Origin of the sequence: Streptococcus sp. SV2 (genome assembly GCF_030440175.1) — a bacterium.
In the GTDB taxonomy this organism is placed as follows: Bacteria; Bacillota; Bacilli; order Lactobacillales; family Streptococcaceae; genus Streptococcus; species Streptococcus raffinosi.
The window spans coordinates 44,170-61,419 of the sequence record NZ_JAQFJQ010000010.1; the positions used below are offsets into that span (position 1 = coordinate 44,170).

Annotated in this window: 14 protein-coding genes; 4 read left to right on the forward strand and 10 right to left on the reverse strand. The window is 39.8% G+C overall.

Annotated features, from left to right (window positions below):
* Window positions 1-42: 42 nt before the first annotated feature.
* From galE to PCY14_RS06745, 3 genes are read right to left on the reverse strand one after another with little or no spacing between them, the layout of a single operon-like run.
* On the reverse strand, window positions 43-1,044 hold the full coding sequence (gene galE / locus PCY14_RS06735; RefSeq protein ID WP_002888050.1) for a UDP-glucose 4-epimerase GalE: 1,002 nt from the start codon (window positions 1,042-1,044) through the stop codon (window positions 43-45).
* A gap of 29 nt (window positions 1,045-1,073) precedes the next feature.
* Window positions 1,074-2,555: a UDP-glucose--hexose-1-phosphate uridylyltransferase gene (gene galT, locus PCY14_RS06740; protein WP_042771791.1), complete on the reverse strand. Its 1,482-nt coding sequence runs from the start codon at window positions 2,553-2,555 to the stop codon at window positions 1,074-1,076.
* Window positions 2,556-2,574: 19 nt separating this feature from the next.
* Window positions 2,575-3,741: a galactokinase gene (locus PCY14_RS06745; protein ID WP_014634733.1), complete on the reverse strand. Its 1,167-nt coding sequence runs from the start codon at window positions 3,739-3,741 to the stop codon at window positions 2,575-2,577.
* Between the two features lie 140 nt (window positions 3,742-3,881).
* Here PCY14_RS06745 and PCY14_RS06750 point away from each other — a divergent pair, with 140 nt between their 5' ends.
* A complete protein-coding gene (locus tag PCY14_RS06750; protein ID WP_014634734.1) occupies window positions 3,882-4,877 on the forward strand; it encodes a LacI family DNA-binding transcriptional regulator in 996 nt (331 codons plus the stop codon).
* Window positions 4,878-5,109: 232 nt separating this feature from the next.
* Here PCY14_RS06750 and PCY14_RS06755 read toward each other — a convergent pair whose 3' ends face one another.
* Window positions 5,110-7,275: an alpha-galactosidase gene (locus PCY14_RS06755; RefSeq protein ID WP_164376491.1), complete on the reverse strand. Its 2,166-nt coding sequence runs from the start codon at window positions 7,273-7,275 to the stop codon at window positions 5,110-5,112.
* 105 nt (window positions 7,276-7,380) lie between these two features.
* Between PCY14_RS06755 and PCY14_RS06760 the strand changes: the two genes are divergently transcribed.
* Window positions 7,381-8,208, forward strand: coding sequence for an AraC family ligand binding domain-containing protein (locus PCY14_RS06760; protein WP_301363311.1), 828 nt, complete (start codon window positions 7,381-7,383; stop codon window positions 8,206-8,208).
* A gap of 534 nt (window positions 8,209-8,742) precedes the next feature.
* On the opposite strand, the gene PCY14_RS06765 is transcribed toward PCY14_RS06760, so the two are convergent.
* On the reverse strand, window positions 8,743-10,248 hold the full coding sequence (locus tag PCY14_RS06765; RefSeq protein ID WP_301363312.1) for a hypothetical protein: 1,506 nt from the start codon (window positions 10,246-10,248) through the stop codon (window positions 8,743-8,745).
* Window positions 10,249-10,299: 51 nt separating this feature from the next.
* On the opposite strand from PCY14_RS06765, the gene PCY14_RS06770 reads away from it, so the two are divergent.
* On the forward strand, window positions 10,300-11,784 hold the full coding sequence (locus PCY14_RS06770) for a DUF1846 domain-containing protein (protein WP_301363313.1): 1,485 nt from the start codon (window positions 10,300-10,302) through the stop codon (window positions 11,782-11,784).
* Between the two features lie 226 nt (window positions 11,785-12,010).
* Here PCY14_RS06770 and PCY14_RS06775 read toward each other — a convergent pair whose 3' ends face one another.
* The 5 genes from PCY14_RS06775 to dhaK form a co-directional block, all read right to left on the reverse strand.
* The gene (locus tag PCY14_RS06775) at window positions 12,011-12,355 is read right to left on the reverse strand and encodes a hypothetical protein (protein ID WP_301363314.1); all 345 of its coding nucleotides are present in this window, start codon (window positions 12,353-12,355) and stop codon (window positions 12,011-12,013) included.
* 171 nt (window positions 12,356-12,526) lie between these two features.
* Entirely contained in the window at window positions 12,527-13,522 is a 996-nt protein-coding gene (locus PCY14_RS06780) for a Gfo/Idh/MocA family protein (protein WP_301363315.1), read from the reverse strand.
* A 14-nt stretch (window positions 13,523-13,536) separates the two neighbouring features.
* Window positions 13,537-13,911 carry a dihydroxyacetone kinase phosphoryl donor subunit DhaM gene (gene dhaM / locus PCY14_RS06785; RefSeq protein ID WP_002885319.1) on the reverse strand — a complete coding sequence of 125 codons (375 nt, stop codon included), beginning with the start codon at window positions 13,909-13,911 and terminating at the stop codon, window positions 13,537-13,539.
* A 3-nt stretch (window positions 13,912-13,914) separates the two neighbouring features.
* Window positions 13,915-14,490, reverse strand: a complete 576-nt coding sequence (dhaL, locus tag PCY14_RS06790) for a dihydroxyacetone kinase subunit DhaL (RefSeq protein WP_002885240.1) — start codon at window positions 14,488-14,490, stop codon at window positions 13,915-13,917.
* A gap of 31 nt (window positions 14,491-14,521) precedes the next feature.
* Window positions 14,522-15,511 carry a dihydroxyacetone kinase subunit DhaK gene (gene dhaK, locus PCY14_RS06795; protein ID WP_301363316.1) on the reverse strand — a complete coding sequence of 330 codons (990 nt, stop codon included), beginning with the start codon at window positions 15,509-15,511 and terminating at the stop codon, window positions 14,522-14,524.
* A gap of 326 nt (window positions 15,512-15,837) precedes the next feature.
* Between dhaK and PCY14_RS06800 the strand changes: the two genes are divergently transcribed.
* Window positions 15,838-17,103, forward strand: a complete 1,266-nt coding sequence (locus PCY14_RS06800; RefSeq protein WP_301363318.1) for a threonine/serine exporter ThrE family protein — start codon at window positions 15,838-15,840, stop codon at window positions 17,101-17,103.
* Window positions 17,104-17,250: the final 147 nt, after the last annotated feature.

Sequence of the window (17,250 nt, forward strand, 5' to 3'; positions counted from 1 at the left end):
CAATAATTATATATACTCTTTGACCTTTTTTTATTATTTTAATTATCCTCGATCATCGTACCCTTTTGGATGGCTAGAATGCCATGCCCAAGCACTTGCGATGATTTTTTCGATGTTATCAAATTGTGGTTTCCATCCAAGAACTGTACGTGCTTTTTCAGATGAAGCAATCAATGTATCAGGATCACCAGGACGACGATCAGCTTTCTCAGCTGGGATTTCTTTACCAGTTACCTTACGAGCGGCTTCAAGAATTTGAAGGTTTGAGAATCCCGTTGATGAACCTAAGTTAAAGGCTGTAGATTCATTACCTTTACGAAGATATTCAACAGCAAGGAGGTGAGCATCAGCCAAGTCAAATGGGTGAACATAGTCACGAACATTTGTACCATCAGGAGTGTTGTAGTCATCACCAAAAATCATGATTTTTTCACGAACACCTTGAGCTACTTGAAGGATAATTGGGAGAAGGTGAGTTTCTGGACCATGGTCTTCACCGATAGATCCATCAGGTTTTGCACCAGCAACGTTGAAGTAACGAAGTGGCACATATTTAATACCATAAGCTTTATCAGACCACTTCATGATAGTTTCCATCATCAACTTACTTTCACCATATGGGTTGATAGGATTTTGTGGTGTTGTTTCAAGAATTGGAATTTCTTCTGGGATACCGTAAGTTGCTGCTGTTGATGAGAAGACAATGTATTTAACACCGCATTCGTTCATAACTTCAAGCAATTTAACCATTCCAGCTGTATTGTTATCAAAATATTTGAGTGGTTTTTCCATTGATTCACCAACCAATGAATAGGCCGCAAAGTGAATAACGGCATCAACATCAGGATTTTCTTTGAAGACCTTTCTCATAAAATCTTGATCAGAGAGATCGCCTTGGTAGAAAATAGCATCTGGATGTACGGCAGCACGGTGACCGGTTACCAAACTATCTACTACTACTACTTTTTCTTGACCTTTTTCAACTAAGCGATCAACCATGTGAGAACCGATATAACCAGCTCCACCTAATACTAAAATTGCCATTTCTTATCTCCTTTCTTCAGAAAAAACAATTAATCAGCTAAATTTACAAAATCTACAAATGCTTTAAACTGATCTAAGCCTTCACTATTAGTCTTATAAACACCTGCATCTTCTAGTACACGAGCAAAGATATCTGCAACAGATTGTCGAACAACTTCTGTCACTTCCTCAGCCGTAACATTCGGATTTTGAGCTTTGAGTTCATCTGCCCATTCTTGGTGAATTGGAGCTACTTGATTGCCTTGACCCAATAGATAGTCTTCAACATCTTTAAGTTCTGTTTTCAAACGAGGTGGAAGAATGGCCAATCCCATAACTTCAATCAAACCAATGTTTTCTTTCTTAATGTGTTGAACATCTTTATGTGGGTGGTAGATACCGTCTGGATGTTCTTCAGAAGTTTGATTGTCACGAAGAACCAAATCCAATTCAAATTTGCCGTCTTTTCTACGAGCAATTGGGGTAATGGTGTGGTGAGGTTGTCCATCAGACTCAGCCAAGACACCAGCTTTTTCGTCTGAATAACCACGCCAACAATTTAAAATTTTGGTTGCAAGAGCAATAAGTCTTTCCTTGTCTTCACTTCTAAGACGAAGAACAGACATAGGCCAATTAACGATACCAGTCTCAACATCAGAGTATCCATCAAAGCTAACTTTTTCTTTAATGCCTGCTACTTCCATTGGGAAAGTGTGGCGACCACCTTGATAGTGTTCGTGTGTAAGAATTGAACCACCTACAATTGGAAGATCGGCATTTGAACCTGCGAAGTAACCAGGAAATGCTTCAACAATTGATAGGAGACGACCAAACGTCAATGGACTGATGTGCATTGGTTCGTGCTTACCATAAAAGAAGATAGAATGTTCATTAAAGTAAGCATATGGTGAATATTGGAAGCCCCAATCATTTCCTTCCATTTGGAAACGAATAACACGGTGATTACTACGAGCTGGGTGATTGATGCGACCAAGATAACCTTCATTTTCCATACAAAGTTGGCATTTTGGATAATCAGAAGCTACCGCATTTTTAGCTGCAGCGATGGCTTTTGGATCTTTTTCAGGTTTTGAAAGGTTAATCGTAATTTCCAAGTCACCGTATTTAGTAGGTGCTTTATAAGCAATATTTTGTGCAATGGCTTTGACTTTCACATAATCATTGCGTTTACTTTGTGCATAAAAGTCAGCAATTGCTTGCTCTGGGGCAGATTTATAAGTATCCCAGAAGTTACGATTGACAGCACTAGGGCTTGGTGTAATCAAGTCCATGAGTTGAGCTCCAATGATATCTTGCTCTTCATTAAGATCACCTACAGAACCAGCTTTAACACCTGCTTGAAGCAACTGGTCTTTAAGGTCAATCAATTCAGAGCTATCTGTTTCAACATCAGCAACTCCTTCTCCAACCAAAGCAAAAACTTTGTTTGTCAAATAGATACGGTCCAATTCCTCATAATCACTATTTTCAATAACCAGAGTTACAAAAGTGTTTACTAAATTTTCAGCCATAATCTCTACTTCTTTCTCATTAATCAAGTACTCGTGAACCGCCAGCTACTTCAGCAATATAGAAGCTTGGTGCATAACCAACGACTTCTTCATAACGTTGACCAACTGCTTTTTTGAAATCTTCAACTTTATCTTTGTTTACTAACGCGATGGCACATCCACCAAATCCCGCTCCTGTCATACGAGCTCCAAGAACACCTTCTTGTTCCCATGCTGTGTGTGCCAAAGTATCAAGCTCAAGACCTGTAACTTCGTAATCATGTTCCAATGACACGTGAGAAGCATTCATAAGACGACCAAATCCTTCCAAATCACCTGATTCAAGTGCTTTACGAGCTTGAAGTGTACGTTGATTTTCAAGAACCGCATGACGGGCACGTTTGATACGGTTTTCATCTTTAATCAAGTAGCTGTATGCATCAAATGTCCAAAGGTCCAATTCACCAAGTGTTTGGATATCAAGTTTTTCTTGAAGTTCAGATACAGCTGCTTCACATTCAGCACGACGTTCATTGTATTTAGAATCAGCCAATTCACGACGTTTGTTAGTGTTCATGATAACAACAACATTGTCTTTAAGGTCAAGTGGTACCAAGTCATACTCTAAAGTATTTGTATCCAAGTAAATCGCACGTTGATCAGCTCCCATACCAATAGCGAATTGGTCCATGATACCAGAGTTAACGCCGATAAAGTCATTTTCAGTTTGCTTACCGATTTTAACCAAGTCAAGGCGTTCCAATTTAAGGTCATAAAGTTTTTCAGCAATAACACCAATCAACAATTCCAAAGATGATGATGATGACAAGCCTGATCCATTTGGAATGTTACCATAGATGTAAATATCCATACCTGAATCAATCGTATGACCAGCCTCTTGCAAGAAATGAAGAACACCTTTTGGATAGTTTGTCCAGTTGTGTTCTTTTTCAAAACGAAGATTTTCAAGTGGTACTTCGATGATGCCTTTATCCTCAAAGTTACCTGAGAAGAAACGCAAAACTTTGTCATCACGTTTGCGGGCCGCTCCGTAAGTACCTAGGGTAATGGCTGCTGGAAATACATGACCACCGTTGTAGTCCGTATGCTCACCAATCAAATTAATACGACCTGGAGAAAAGAAAGTATGTTCTGCTTCTACACCAAAAACTTCTTTAAACTTTTCTCTTAACTGTGATGTCTTCATAGGATGTACCTCGCTTATTCTTTTTTACACTAACAGTGTAACCCCTTTCACAAGGAAAATCAATATTTTTACTGTTTTTTTAGTAAAAAATAGGTAAAATTTTAGAATTTATGATATACTTTGGATGAAAGGAGAACAATATGGCTACATTAAAAGATATCGCAAAATTGGCTGATGTATCAATCGCAACTGTTTCACGTGTTCTCAACCAAGATGAAAACCTCTCCGTTACTGAAGAAACCAGGCACCGTATTTTAACTGCGGCAGATGAAATCGGATATACCAAACATAAGAAAATCGGAACCTTGAAAAAAGAAAAACATCAAGTGGCAATTATCCAATGGGTAAGTGAGGAAGATGAGTTAGACGATCTCTACTACTACAACATTCGGCTTGGAATTGAAACAAGAGCCCATGAGCTAGACTACGAGATGCTTCGTTATTTCAATGACATTCCTTTTAGTCTCGCTGAAGAAGTCATAGGTATACTTTGTATCGGAAAGTTTAGTCGTGAACAGATTACTGAATTGGAATCATTGGGTAGATCACTGGTCTTTGTAGATAGTGATACCCTACTTCAGGGACATCCTTGTGTGACAACTGACTTTGAAAATGCTGTTCAAACGGCACTAAGTTATCTCACTGAGCAAGGGTGTAAGAGCATCGGTCTTTTAACAGGGCAAGAAAAAACAACGGATTCAACTGAAATCGTTCCGGAGCCTCGTTTACGTTCTTATCGTAACTACTGTATTGAAAAGAGCATCTATGACCCTCTTTTGATTCTTTCAGGTAATTTTACAGTTCGATCTGGCTATGACCTTTTAGCCTCTAAAATAGCAAGTGGTACACCCCTACCAGATGCCTACTTTGCAGCTAGTGACAGTCTGGCTATCGGTGCTCTTAGAGCCCTTCAGGAAAATGGCATTAATGTCCCAGAAGATATCCAGATTATCTCCTTTAATGACACCAGTCTAGCCAAACAAGTTTATCCGCCACTTTCTAGTGTTACTGTTTATACCGAAGAAATGGGACGAACGGCCATGGATGTCCTCAATAAACAAGTCTTGGCTCCAAGAGAAATCCCGACACTTACTATGTTGGGCACTAAACTGACTCTGAGAGAAAGTACGAAATAATTTCTTACTATTAAATATCTTCTAAAATTGAAAACGCAAAAAGAGACTGGAATTTCTTCCAGTCTCTTCTATTGTTCTCTCTTAGAAAACAGCTTAAATGTCAAATCTATAAAAATTCATACCACCCTGACAACAAGGCTAATTTATTAAAGAACCTTGTTAAAGTTTACAAACATTTTTGCACACCTTAGTTCAAATTAACATCCAGATAAACACCTATACCACTAAACACTTAATCTACTTTGACAAAATAAAATTGTTTACTGAGGAAGTCTCCCTGTGGAAGAACGACTGTGATTCCTGCATACATCAGTTCAGCACCAGAATAAACTTGGCCTGTTCCTTGTAACATGTAGTTGGCATCTTGATCGAGATTTTTTAGTTTGAGAGTCGTTTCAACCGTCTCAACTGTTGAAAGAACTCGGATATAGGTTGCTAGAACCTTATTTTCATAGTTAAATTGAACAGCTGCTTCATTGCTTCCAGCTTCAGGATTTATGAGGCGGTATTGCTGACCAAATTGAACCACTGGACGAATATCCTTATAATGAGCGATTTGTCCAGCAATGACATCTTTTTCTTCCTGAGTCAAGCTCGTCAAATCCAATTCGTAGCCTAAATTCCCCATCATAGCTACATCTCCACGTGTTTCCAAAGGCGTTGTACGTTCCATTTGGTGATTAGGAACAGCTGATACGTGAGCCCCCATAGAAATAGTTGGGTAAAGATAGCTTGAACCATATTGAATTGGTAAACGTGCAATAGCATCCGTGTTATCACTCGCCCAAACTTGTGGGAAGTAACGCATCATACCGAGGTCGTTTCGACCTCCTCCACCTGAACATGATTCAAAGAGAATATTCTCATGCTTACTTGTCAGGAATTCTACCAAGTCATATAGTCCCAACATGTATTGATGACTCTGCATCTGGCTTTCAAGGTAGTTTGCACCATTTCCGATGTTAGTCATGTTACGGTTATAATCCCATTTAACATAATCAATAGCATTATCTGTAAGAATCTTATCTAAGACATCTTTCAAGTAAGCCACCACATCTGGATTAGCTAAGTTCAACATAAGTTGGTTACGTGAGTAAGTATGACCATAATTAGGCACTTGGATGGCCCAGTCTGGATGTTTACGATAAAGATCGCTATCCACCGAAATCATTTCAGGCTCAAACCAAAGACCAAACTTAAGCCCCTTGGCATGAACTTTTTCAATCAAGTCTTGAAGCGGTCCACCAAGTTTTTCTTCATTGACGAACCAATCTCCTAGAGCACGGTTGTCGTCGAAACGATTTCCAAACCAACCATCATCCAAAACAAAGAGTTCAACACCTACTTGTTTAGCATCTTCAGCTAACTCAAGCAGTTTTTCTTTTTCAAAATCAAAGTAGGTTGCCTCCCAGTTATTAAGAAGAATAGGACGCTCCTCATGGGCAAACTGCTTAGGAATGATGTAATCTGTAACAAAGGCCTTACTTTCTTGACTAACTCCAGTCAAACCTTGATGGGAGTAGGTAATGAGGGCAACTGGTGTCTCAAAACTTTCGTTTGAAGCAAGTTCCCAGGTAAAGTTCTCATCCTCAATTCCGATAGCTACACGGACTTCATTGATCTGACTCTTTTGGACAAATGTTTGGAAGTTACCGCTATACATGAGTTGGAAAGCCAAGGCCTCGCCTGATCCTTCACTAGCTTCGTGATCACAAAGAATCAAAGCTGGTGTCTGAGCATGACCTGAAGCCCCACGGTTAGAGGCAACTTTAAAGATACCTTGCTCAACTCTTTGGCGACGAACCGTTTTCTCACGAGCGTAAGCGCCTTGGAGAGTGACCACATCATAGTCACGGGCAGGTACATCAGCCATAGCGCTGAGCGCTCGGTGGATAACCACCGCTTGATTAGAGTTATTGATGACTTCGCTATAAGTTACGATGGTGTTGTTGTCTTCAACCACTGTGTAGTAGAGTTTTAACTCCAAATCAGCAACTTTATCGACTAAGGTGAAAATCAGCGTTTCTGCTTTTTCCAAAGAATGGGGATATGGCAGTTTGCTTTCTGGTGATATTCCTTCGACCACTTCTGCTTTTAAAAATTCAAAGCGTGTCACATCTGAGACCCCATGCTGGATTTTTAAAGACGGTTGACGAAAATCTCCCAAGCCATGTAGACCCAAAACCTGGCGTTGTGTATCATAACTATATGTTCTGACGTCTGGATTAAGCTGTCCTGAAAAAGCGTGATCTCTTTCATTTATAGCATTTGAGCCATGATAATTTGTAATCTTACGCCCAAGGTGTCTCAGTAAAAGGTCTCCTTCCCTTTCTTCAATGATAAGTGACAATTCTTTACTGTTGATGTAATAATAGTTCTTGTTAATAGTAATACTCATGATATTCTCCTTTTTTACAAGCTTTATTATAGATGATGTATGCGCTTTCTAAAATGGAATTTTGTTGCAAATATATGGTAAAATGTTAGGTAAGGAGGTTGTGCTATGATTATTTTTTCAGAACTTGAAACAGGAACCTTAGATTTACGTCTTGATTTTTACGGCTATGAGGATTGTTTACCAGACCAGTTCTTTGGTCCTGCCATTCGGGAAAATTACGTTCTCCATTACATCACTGAAGGCAAAGGCTGCCTTGAATACAAGGGCCAAAAAATCCCCCTTCAAAAGGGAGACATTTTTTTACTCATACCAGGTGAAGTCACCTACTATTTTGCGGATAATCAGACTCCTTGGTCCTACTATTGGCTGGGGATTAGTGGTATCAAAGCTCAGGAGTACTTTCACCTCTCACAAATCCATGAAACAGCCTATCTTAAGTCGTCCCCTCACACCGAAGCATTAGGTAGCTTCATAGAGACTATTGTCAAAGATGCAGAAAGGTTCGACGAAAGTAAGTCCTCGCAACTGCATGTTATCAGTCAACTCTATGAACTCATGCACCGATTAAATGACCTCTCACCTAACCTTGATCAAGAAACCATCTCGCCCAGTTGCAAACTCTATCGTGAAGCCAAACACCTCATCGATATAGGTTATAACTCACAAGACATTAGTATCCAAGAGATTGCCGATAAGCTAGGCGTTCATCGTTCCTATTTGTCCTCCATCTTCAAAGACTTCCACAAGATTTCTCCCAAAGAATACCTGCTCGAAGTACGCATGAATCGAGCTAATGAACTCTTGAAAACCACTGATCAACCTATAAAAATTATCGCCTATTCTGTAGGCTATCTGGACCCTTTGCATTTTTCAAAAGCATTTCGGCAGTATTATGACTGCTCACCGAGTCAATGGCGGATCTCTATACAATAACGATTAACTCAATATTTCTACATGAGTATTCTATAATGATAAATATATATGGATTTAAAATTGCAATAATTCCTATTCTCTTCAAAAGACCAGTCTGATATAAAATTAAATACTAATAGCCCCTTAAAACAAATCTAGTTCAAAACATGGCTTAAGGTATCAGCAATTACCAGTTGTCAGCAGAGGAAAGTAAAATTTTAGCACAACTCCTTTATAAGTTAGCTATGTAATGAGGCAATAAAAAACCGTTCGAAATCTCCAAAAAATATAGTCAAACTTATCTGAAACTTTTTAGAAAACAACTTCTTCTACATACAAGACAAGATTTTGAAACTCGGATCACCAACGTTGTTTAAAGATCTATACGCCTTTATCCAAAAAATAGGAAACTTAGATTCAAGATAATAGGCAAAATCACTTGTAACTTTTAACATTAGATGACTGAAAAACTTAGTACATCTCTATCAAAATAATCAAACACTTTTCTAAAGAAAAGTATTGGATTATTAACAAAATACTATTGAATGTTTAATCTTATTGATTTTTAATTTCAATATACCTTACACCACCAACAATTATCTCGCGTTTGTCAGGTTTATTAATGTATACTATTGGTATATCTTCACTGCTATAGAGAATGCTTTGTTCTGGTAATTCTAAATTAGTTATTTCCTCCGCTACAAAATAACATTTTTTTTGAAATTTTAATCGTGTTTCAATTAATTTATTATTCTGCATATCCAAACAAAGTACATTTTCCTTATCTGCTAAATCTTCACCTAACAAAATTTTTTCATTTGATTCTTTAAAATATACTTTGTTTCCAAACCTATTCTTTGGAACCTTATATTTTACAAACAAATCTTTTTTCTTTTTAGAATATGAATGTATAAACGTATATTCGTCGTACTTTATAGTATAGTCATCTATAATCTCAAAAGAGACTCCCGGTTGCGATTTTATGCTTATTTTATCATTTTTTTTAATTAATTGATAAACTTCTTTTCCTATGTATAATAGATTACCTAGAATATAAAAACTTGACACTGAAAATAAGAACTCCCTATTATCAAATTCATACTTATTCAACAAGAACCAATGACCTTGAATATCAATACCCGATTTTTCACGACTAATAAATTTTAACAACCAATTTTCTTTGGGATTTCTATAAAAGCAACGAAAATAAACATTTATACATACCATTCCAATTAACTCAATAAAAATAAATCTAAGTAGAGATGTCAATAACTTAGCAATTGTCTCGTTATTATTTAAGTTTCTTTTATGCACAAATAAATAGTAAACTCCCATTTGCTCATCAAAAGTAACATTTTCTATCTTAAAATCAATGCCTCGATACTTTACAGTTAAATCTTTAAATGAATATAATTTATTTATTATTTTATCAAATTCTAAACTTATTATTCCATGTCTTACATGTTCTCCATCAATAAAATCAAGAATGTACTTTGTATTCCTTAAACTACTATCTCCAATTGCCTTTATTTCTTTACCATTTTCAAATAATTTAACTTCTTTAGGGTCATATTTAATATACTCTAATTTATTATGTAGAATTTTTTCCTCAACACATTGTGATGTTATTAGATTTACTGAGATAAATAATATTGGTGCCATTAGAACTATTATCACTCTTCCACGTACTAAAATAGAGCTTGCTCTTAAAGATAATTTAACTCCAAAAAATTTTGTAAAAAAATCTTCTGTAAATAACATAGAGCCAACTGCCAAGGCAGCAGAAAGAAATCCCCACTGAGAAGTAGTAAGACCACCAAATGCTATCAAAATAATAACAAGTATAATACTAGGGCCAATGGCTAATATTCTATTTTTCTTAAAATATGGAAATAGAAAAATACAAAACACAACTGAAAATAACAATATTGTAAAAATAATACTCATCATGATTTCTATTATATCAAAATGCAATAACCCACTCAAATACACTATTGTTGATAAAAAGAAAAAGATATACATTGGAGTTATTTTAAAATCCAACAAATCGTCTTTCGCCAATAGCATTTACCTCAGGCATTTGATATAATTTTTCTCAGAGGTATTTTTTTTATGAAGAAACAAGCTTTTAGTTCAGAACAGTATTTGAATCTGCAACGCGACCATATTTTGGAGCGCATTAACCAGTTTGACGGCAAGCTCTACTTGGAGTTTGGTGGTAAGATGTTGGAAGATTTCCACGCTGCCCGCGTCCTTCCTGGTTATGAACCTGACAATAAAATCAAGCTACTTCAAGAGCTCAAAGATCAGGTTGAAGTGGTCATTGCCATCAATGCCAGCAATATCGAGCACTCTAAGGCTCGTGGTGACCTTGGCATTTCCTACGACCAAGAGGTGCTTCGTCTGATTGATAAATTCAACGAGCTCAATATCTATGTAGGTTCTGTTGTTATTACACAGTATTCTGGTCAACCTGCAGCCGATGCTTTCCGTAACCAATTGGAAAAAAATGGCATCACGTCTTACATCCACTACCCTATCAAGGGCTACCCAACGGATATGAACCATATCATTTCACCTGAGGGTATGGGAAAAAATGACTATATCAAGACTAGCCGTAACCTTATCGTCGTTACTGCTCCTGGTCCTGGTTCTGGTAAATTGGCGACATGTATGTCTAACATGTACCACGACCAAATCAATGGCATCAAGTCAGGTTATGCTAAATTTGAAACCTTCCCAGTTTGGAATTTGCCGCTTCATCACCCAGTTAACCTGGCCTATGAAGCTGCCACTGCCGACCTTGATGATGTCAATATGATTGACCCATTCCACTTGGAAACTTATGGCAAGACTACTGTAAACTATAACCGTGACATCGAGATTTTCCCAGTCCTCAAACGTATGCTTGAGCGTATCCTTGGTGAGTCTCCTTACGCTTCACCTACAGATATGGGTGTTAACATGGTTGGTTTTGCCATTACGGATGATGAGGCCGCCAAAGAAGCTTCTAAACAAGAAATCATCCGTCGCTACTATCAAACTGTACTTGATTTCAAAAATGAACGTGTTCCTGAGACCGCTGTCAAGAAGATTGAGTTGCTCATGAACGATCTTGGCATTACTCCTGAAGATCGCCAAGTGGTCGTTGCAGCACGCGCTAAGGCTGAAGAAACAGGTGGTTCTGCTCTTGCCCTCGAATTGCCAAATGGACAAATCGTCACTGGTAAGAATTCAGAACTCTTTGGTCCAACTGCGGCTGCTTTGATCAATGCTATCAAGACTTCTGCAGGTATTGATAAGGATACTAAACTTATCGAGCCTGAAGTGGTTAAACCTATCCAAGGTCTGAAAATTGACCATCTGGGTAGCCGTAACCCTCGCCTCCACTCAAACGAAATCCTCATTGCCTTGGCCATCACAGCTGCTAACAATGCGGATGCGGCGCGTGCCATGGAGGAACTTGGTAACCTCAAGGGTTCTGAACTCCACTCAACCATCATCCTTACTGATGAAGATAAAAATGTTCTCCGTAAGCTTGGTATCAATGTGACCTTCGACCCTTACTATCAATACGACAAATTGTATCGTAAATAATAAATCACTAGAAACATCAAAGACCTCAGTTTTACTAACTGGGGTCTTTTCAAAATGGACAAGGAAACTGGCTTAATAAAAAAAAGGAGAACTCTATCAAGTTCCCTTTTTGACAACCCACTTTCTCGTCTCAACCTTTTCTCAAAAAATGGAGAGCAGCCTAGCATTTTTATGAAAAAGTGAGTTAAAAGTATCAAACAGAGGGCTAGGCCACTCCCGATTCTAATTAGTCTACGATTTCTAACTTGAGAAAGGGTAAACTAAAAAGCAAAATTATAGTAGATAGAACAGCAATGAGTGGGAGGTAACGACCTCCAATAAAGTATAGAAACAATGGTGCTACCGTTATGAGGCGATTTATAAAATTACTGGTAACCCGAACAGTTTGGCCATCCTCAACAGTAATCGTATTAGACTTATAGCCCCATTTGCCAACTCTTAGACGAGCTTTTGTTGAAGGTAGGGAGACTGTCACATCTTCAACCCCAGAAACCGTTCCCACAAGACTAGTATCAACCCTAATAGGACTCTTTCTAGCCACCTTGCTCGCTTCAATTGTAATACTAGACACTACACATCTCCTTTTCCTATCTTTCTAACTATATTATACACGCTTTGAAACGCTTACACAAGTGAAAGTCCCCCTCTTGCTACCTTTCTAACTGTCATACAAGAATTGTAACCATTTGTTAGAATTAGCAGTTCTTGTCACCCAAAAAGCTTTTGTTTAGTGTCAGTGGGGTTATAGTGGGTAATACTCTTCTTCTGGGTAGGTCAAACCCCAGTCTTTACGGAGTTGTGTCATGAGATCCATGACATCTCGGCTGTAATTGAGGTAAGTATGATCATCCTCGCCTGCAACAGCTGCTTCCATATCGAGGACCTCATACTGGAGAGCTTTAGCGGTTTCTCCTGCTTCGATGACTTCTTGTGAGCCATCTTCCGTATAGGTGATGACCGCCTTTTGCCCACGTGGGTATTCATAAAGTTCGATATAGCCCTTGTCATAGGCGATAGTACCACGTTTAGGTTGTTTAGCATGAAGGCTTAACGTCACCGTCGCCATTTCCCCTTCTGCATTGGTAAGGAGAATGCCCGCTTGTTCATCAACACCAGTTGGGGCTAATTTAACCTGTGAAACCATCTCTGTCGGTTGCGACGTCATGAACCAACGTACAAAGGAAAGGGCATAGACACCGATATCAAGTAGGGCACCACCAGCCAGATTACGATTGAAAAAGCGGTTGGTCATGTCATAATCTTTGTAAGAACCGAAGTTCATCTGGATAACCTTAAGAGGTCCCAACTTACCACTTTCCACGATTTCAGAGAGTTTTCGATAGATAGGCATATGGAAAATGGTCATGGCTTCTGCCAGTTTAACATGATTTTCTTCGGCGAGTTGAATAGCTTCTGCCAATTCCTCACTATTTAGGGTGATAGATTTTTCACAGAGGACGTGCTTGCCAGCTGCTAAGGCCTTGCGAAGGTAATTAATATGCGTATTGTGAGGCGTTGAGATATAGATAATATCCACTTCAGGATCTTCAAATACTTGGTCAATCTCTTCATAAACCTTTTCAATGCCATATTTTTCAGCGAAGGCTACACCCTTGTCATAGGTACGATTGGCAACGGAATAGAGTTTCCCTCCAAGAGCTTCCAAGGCTTGTGCCAATTCGTTGGCAATTACGCCAGTTCCAAGACTAGCCCAGTTGTACTTAATTTGATTTGTCATAGTTTTCCTTTATTCTATTTTTGAATAGTCAATTCATTAATCTGAGATAAGATTTCAACCTCACTCGCTCCTGCCTGAAGCAAGGCTGCAGCCGCATAGGCCCCCTCAATGAGAGGTACCTGTTGAATAAGGATTTCCTTGTCTGAAAATTCCTCAAGCATTTCCAAATTCATACGGGAACTGCCTAGGTCGTAAAAGGCCAAGAGTCGGTTGGCGGGCTGACTTTCCACAGCCACTTGGACATGGTCAAAACTAGATCCCAAGCCACCATCTTCCAGACCACCTGTAGCCGTCAAAGGGATATCTGGAGCGACTTCACGAATCAGGCTCACCAAACCTTTAGCAATATCCGCAGAGTGGGACACAATCACAATTCCAAGTTCTGGCATATCCTAGCCCTCCGCTTCTAGCAAGGCTTTGAAGAGTAGACCAGACGAATAAGAGCCTGGATCAATGTGACCAATAGAACGCTCACCTACATAAGAGGCACGCCCCTTGGTAGCCACAACTTCCTTGGTTGAAAGAACAGCTTGATCAATAAGGTCATTGGTTAATTGACCTTGTTTGACAGCTTCAACAACTGGGTGCCAAACATCCACCATGGTCTTTTCACCAACTTGTGCATGACCACGTTTTTTAATCATCTCGAGACCTGCCTCAAGCACTCCTGCCAAATCTTGACCAGCTTGTTCAGCCTTCATCATGCCCATAAAGGCAGACCCATAAAGCGGACCTGAAGCACCACCAACCTTACTAATCAAGGCCATAGACACTGCCTTAAAAACTTCTGCCGTACTTTGTGGTTCAGTACTGTTAATAGCCTCAATGGCTGCCGCCATACCACGTGCCAAGTTAGCACCATGATCACCATCTCCAATAGGACCGTCTAATTCAGACAAGTGGTCTTTTTCTGCTTCAACCCTTTGATCAAAGCATTGCATCCATTTTACTGCAACTGTTTTATCCATAATATACCTAATTTCTAGTTTTCATGTCAGACTACCAAGCAATGGTCTTAACAGGACTCTCAAGGGCCTCAAGCCAAGCGTCTTCTGCAATCTTCATGAGCGTCAATGAGAGACCTGCCATATCAATCGATGTCATGTAGTTACCTAATTTTTTAAAGGCTACATCAAGTCCAGCATCTCCAAGAATGCTTGCTACATCGTTAGTAAAGACATACTGCTCCATGAGAGGTGTCGCACCCATACCATTGATGAGAAGGGCATAGCGTTCACCTGCCTTAGCCTCAAAGGCTTCAAGGAGTTTCCCTGTCAATTCTTCAGCTAACTGGCGAGATGGCTGCATAGACTCCTTGCGATAACCTGGTTCACCGTGGATACCAATACCATATTCGATTTCATCCTCTGCTAGGACAAAACCGGGCTTGCCAACCTCAGGAACTGTCGCACCGCTAAGGGCTAAACCAATGGTATGGATATTAGGGACAATCTTGTCAGCCAAGTCTTTGATTTCAGCCAGGGACTTACCTTCACGAGCCGCATGACCTAAGATTTTATGTACGAAAATAGTTCCTGCAACCCCACGACGACCTTGTGTATAGAGACTATTTTCCACAGCGATATCGTCGTCCACAACAACACTGGCAACCTCGATACCTTCCATCTCAGCTAATTCTTGAGCCATCTCAAAATTCATGATGTCGCCTGAATAATTTTTAACAACCATGAAGACACCAGCCCCTTGGTCCGCTTCCTTGATAGCTTCCAAAATTTGATCAGGCGTTGGCGACGTGAAGACAGCACCTGCAATGGCTGCCGAAAGCATACCATCACCCACAAAACCAGCGTGGGCTGGCTCGTGACCACTTCCACCACCAGAAATGAGACCAACCTGACCAGCAGCCCGCTCATTTCTTGCGATGATGTCAAACCCCTCAACACGATGTACCAAATCACTGTGAACATAAGCCAAGCCATCTAGCATCTCTGTCACAACATTTTCAGGTTTATTGATAATTTTTTTCATGGGATTGCCTCCTTTTCAAAGGTATCAACTATTTGCACTTACATTTGCTTCCTTCTGTGATTGCTCATTTCCCTATAAATCAAGGACTTCAAGGCTTTTTGAGAAAGACAGCGTAAAAATATGTAAACGCATACATTTTATAATTTTATTGTAGCATTTGCCTCTATCAATAGCAAGGCAAAAGGCAAGACCTCCATTTTCCTGACCTCTATCATTAAGTAGAAGAAAAATTTCATAGAAAGTCCTATTTTAGTCGCCAAAGCTATTGAAAAACCACCATTCAAACCTTATAATGGAATGACGAATTAAGCGATAAGGAGGTTCAAATGACCATCGATTTTCCAAGAGAGACAGAAATAGAAACTAAAAACGAAATGGATGCCGTCCTTCAGGCTGGCCGTGTCCTTATGGAGAGCGGTGCTGAGATTTACCGTATTGAAGACACTATGGGACACATGGCCAAGTCTCTTGGTATCAGAGACTTTTCCACTTACGTGGTCAATCGAGGGGTTATGATTTCCGGACTCAACCGCTCAGGTCTTAAGGAGTCTCGTGTCCTAGCTACCTCAGCTCCTTCTATCCATCTGGGCAAGCTCGAGGAAGTTAACCGCTTGTCTCGTGAACTGGCAGAGCAGCCAAATCAACCTGTCTCTAGCATTTTCCAAAAGCTGAAAACTATTGAGCAGAAGACTTTCTATCGTCCTTTAGAGGATATTATAGCCTGTGTCATTGGTGCAGGGAGCTTCTCGCTAGCTCTGGGAAGTAGCTGGATTGACGGAACTGCTGCGGCTATATCGGGACTTTTTGTGGGGATTGGTATGCAGCTCTTTTCTCGTTTTATTCATACCAGTTTCTTGCAGATTATCCTCTCTAGTGCCATTGCTGCTTTATCAGCCAATGTTCTCTACTATCTAGGAATCGGCCAACATCGTAGTGTGATTATCCTGGGAACCTTGATGATTTTGATTCCTGGTGCCTACTTTGTTAATGCTATCCGCGAATTTACCCAGAACAACTACTATAGTGGTCTGGCCCTAATGCTGTCAGGGGTCTCCACTTGTCTGTCTATCTCTATCGGTGTTCTTGCCATGATTTCACTTTTTCCCTTTGCGGAACAATTATCAGGCATGTTCTCAACACCATCTACCTCATGGCAGGAAGTCTTGATTCAGACCTTCATGGCAGGGCTAGGTACAGCAGCCTTCTCCGTGCTTTACCGAGTGCCCAAGAAATACTTCTTAGACCTTGGGACACTAGGTGCAGGCTCATGGCTCCTCTACCTCTTGATTTGGAACAATACCCATCACGAGGTCCTTGCCATCCTCTTCCCAGCCCTACTGGTTACCTTCACCTCACGCTTTTTGGCCCACTACCGTAGATGTCCAGCTACAGTCTTCTTAGCCTCAAGCATGTTCCCACTCATCCCAGGGATGAGCTTCTACCGTGCGGTCTACTTCCTCTTGATTGGAAATTCGGACCTCGGTCTCAGCTTCCTACGAGCTTGTTTCCTGGCCTCATTTACCATCGCCATCGCCGTCAGTTTGACACAACAAATCCCTAGCCGTTATTTTGTACTAGGGAAGAAGAAATAAATTGTTAAAAGCCATTGGTTTTGATACGTACCGTGTCAAGTAGACAATTGAAATAAATAAAATGTGAGGAACCAGGTTGCTTTGGGTTAAGCAGTCTGGTTTTTCTTATCGGCAATAGTTTTCCAGTAATCTCTATATTTTTTAGAT

What these genes read in the sequence shown, in the direction of transcription:
- galE (WP_002888050.1), bottom strand. Translation starts at nt 1,044, where the DNA reads ATGGCAATTTTAGTATTAGGTGGAGCTGGTTATATCGGTTCTCACATG.
- galT (WP_042771791.1), bottom strand. Translation starts at nt 2,555, where the DNA reads ATGGCTGAAAATTTAGTAAACACTTTTGTAACTCTGGTTATTGAAAAT.
- PCY14_RS06745 (WP_014634733.1), bottom strand. Translation starts at nt 3,741, where the DNA reads ATGAAGACATCACAGTTAAGAGAAAAGTTTAAAGAAGTTTTTGGTGTA.
- PCY14_RS06750 (WP_014634734.1), top strand. Translation starts at nt 3,882, where the DNA reads ATGGCTACATTAAAAGATATCGCAAAATTGGCTGATGTATCAATCGCA.
- PCY14_RS06755 (WP_164376491.1), bottom strand. Translation starts at nt 7,275, where the DNA reads ATGAGTATTACTATTAACAAGAACTATTATTACATCAACAGTAAAGAA.
- PCY14_RS06760 (WP_301363311.1), top strand. Translation starts at nt 7,381, where the DNA reads ATGATTATTTTTTCAGAACTTGAAACAGGAACCTTAGATTTACGTCTT.
- PCY14_RS06770 (WP_301363313.1), top strand. Translation starts at nt 10,300, where the DNA reads ATGAAGAAACAAGCTTTTAGTTCAGAACAGTATTTGAATCTGCAACGC.
- PCY14_RS06780 (WP_301363315.1), bottom strand. Translation starts at nt 13,522, where the DNA reads ATGACAAATCAAATTAAGTACAACTGGGCTAGTCTTGGAACTGGCGTA.
- dhaM (WP_002885319.1), bottom strand. Translation starts at nt 13,911, where the DNA reads ATGCCAGAACTTGGAATTGTGATTGTGTCCCACTCTGCGGATATTGCT.
- dhaL (WP_002885240.1), bottom strand. Translation starts at nt 14,490, where the DNA reads ATGGATAAAACAGTTGCAGTAAAATGGATGCAATGCTTTGATCAAAGG.
- dhaK (WP_301363316.1), bottom strand. Translation starts at nt 15,511, where the DNA reads ATGAAAAAAATTATCAATAAACCTGAAAATGTTGTGACAGAGATGCTA.
- PCY14_RS06800 (WP_301363318.1), top strand. Translation starts at nt 15,838, where the DNA reads ATGACCATCGATTTTCCAAGAGAGACAGAAATAGAAACTAAAAACGAA.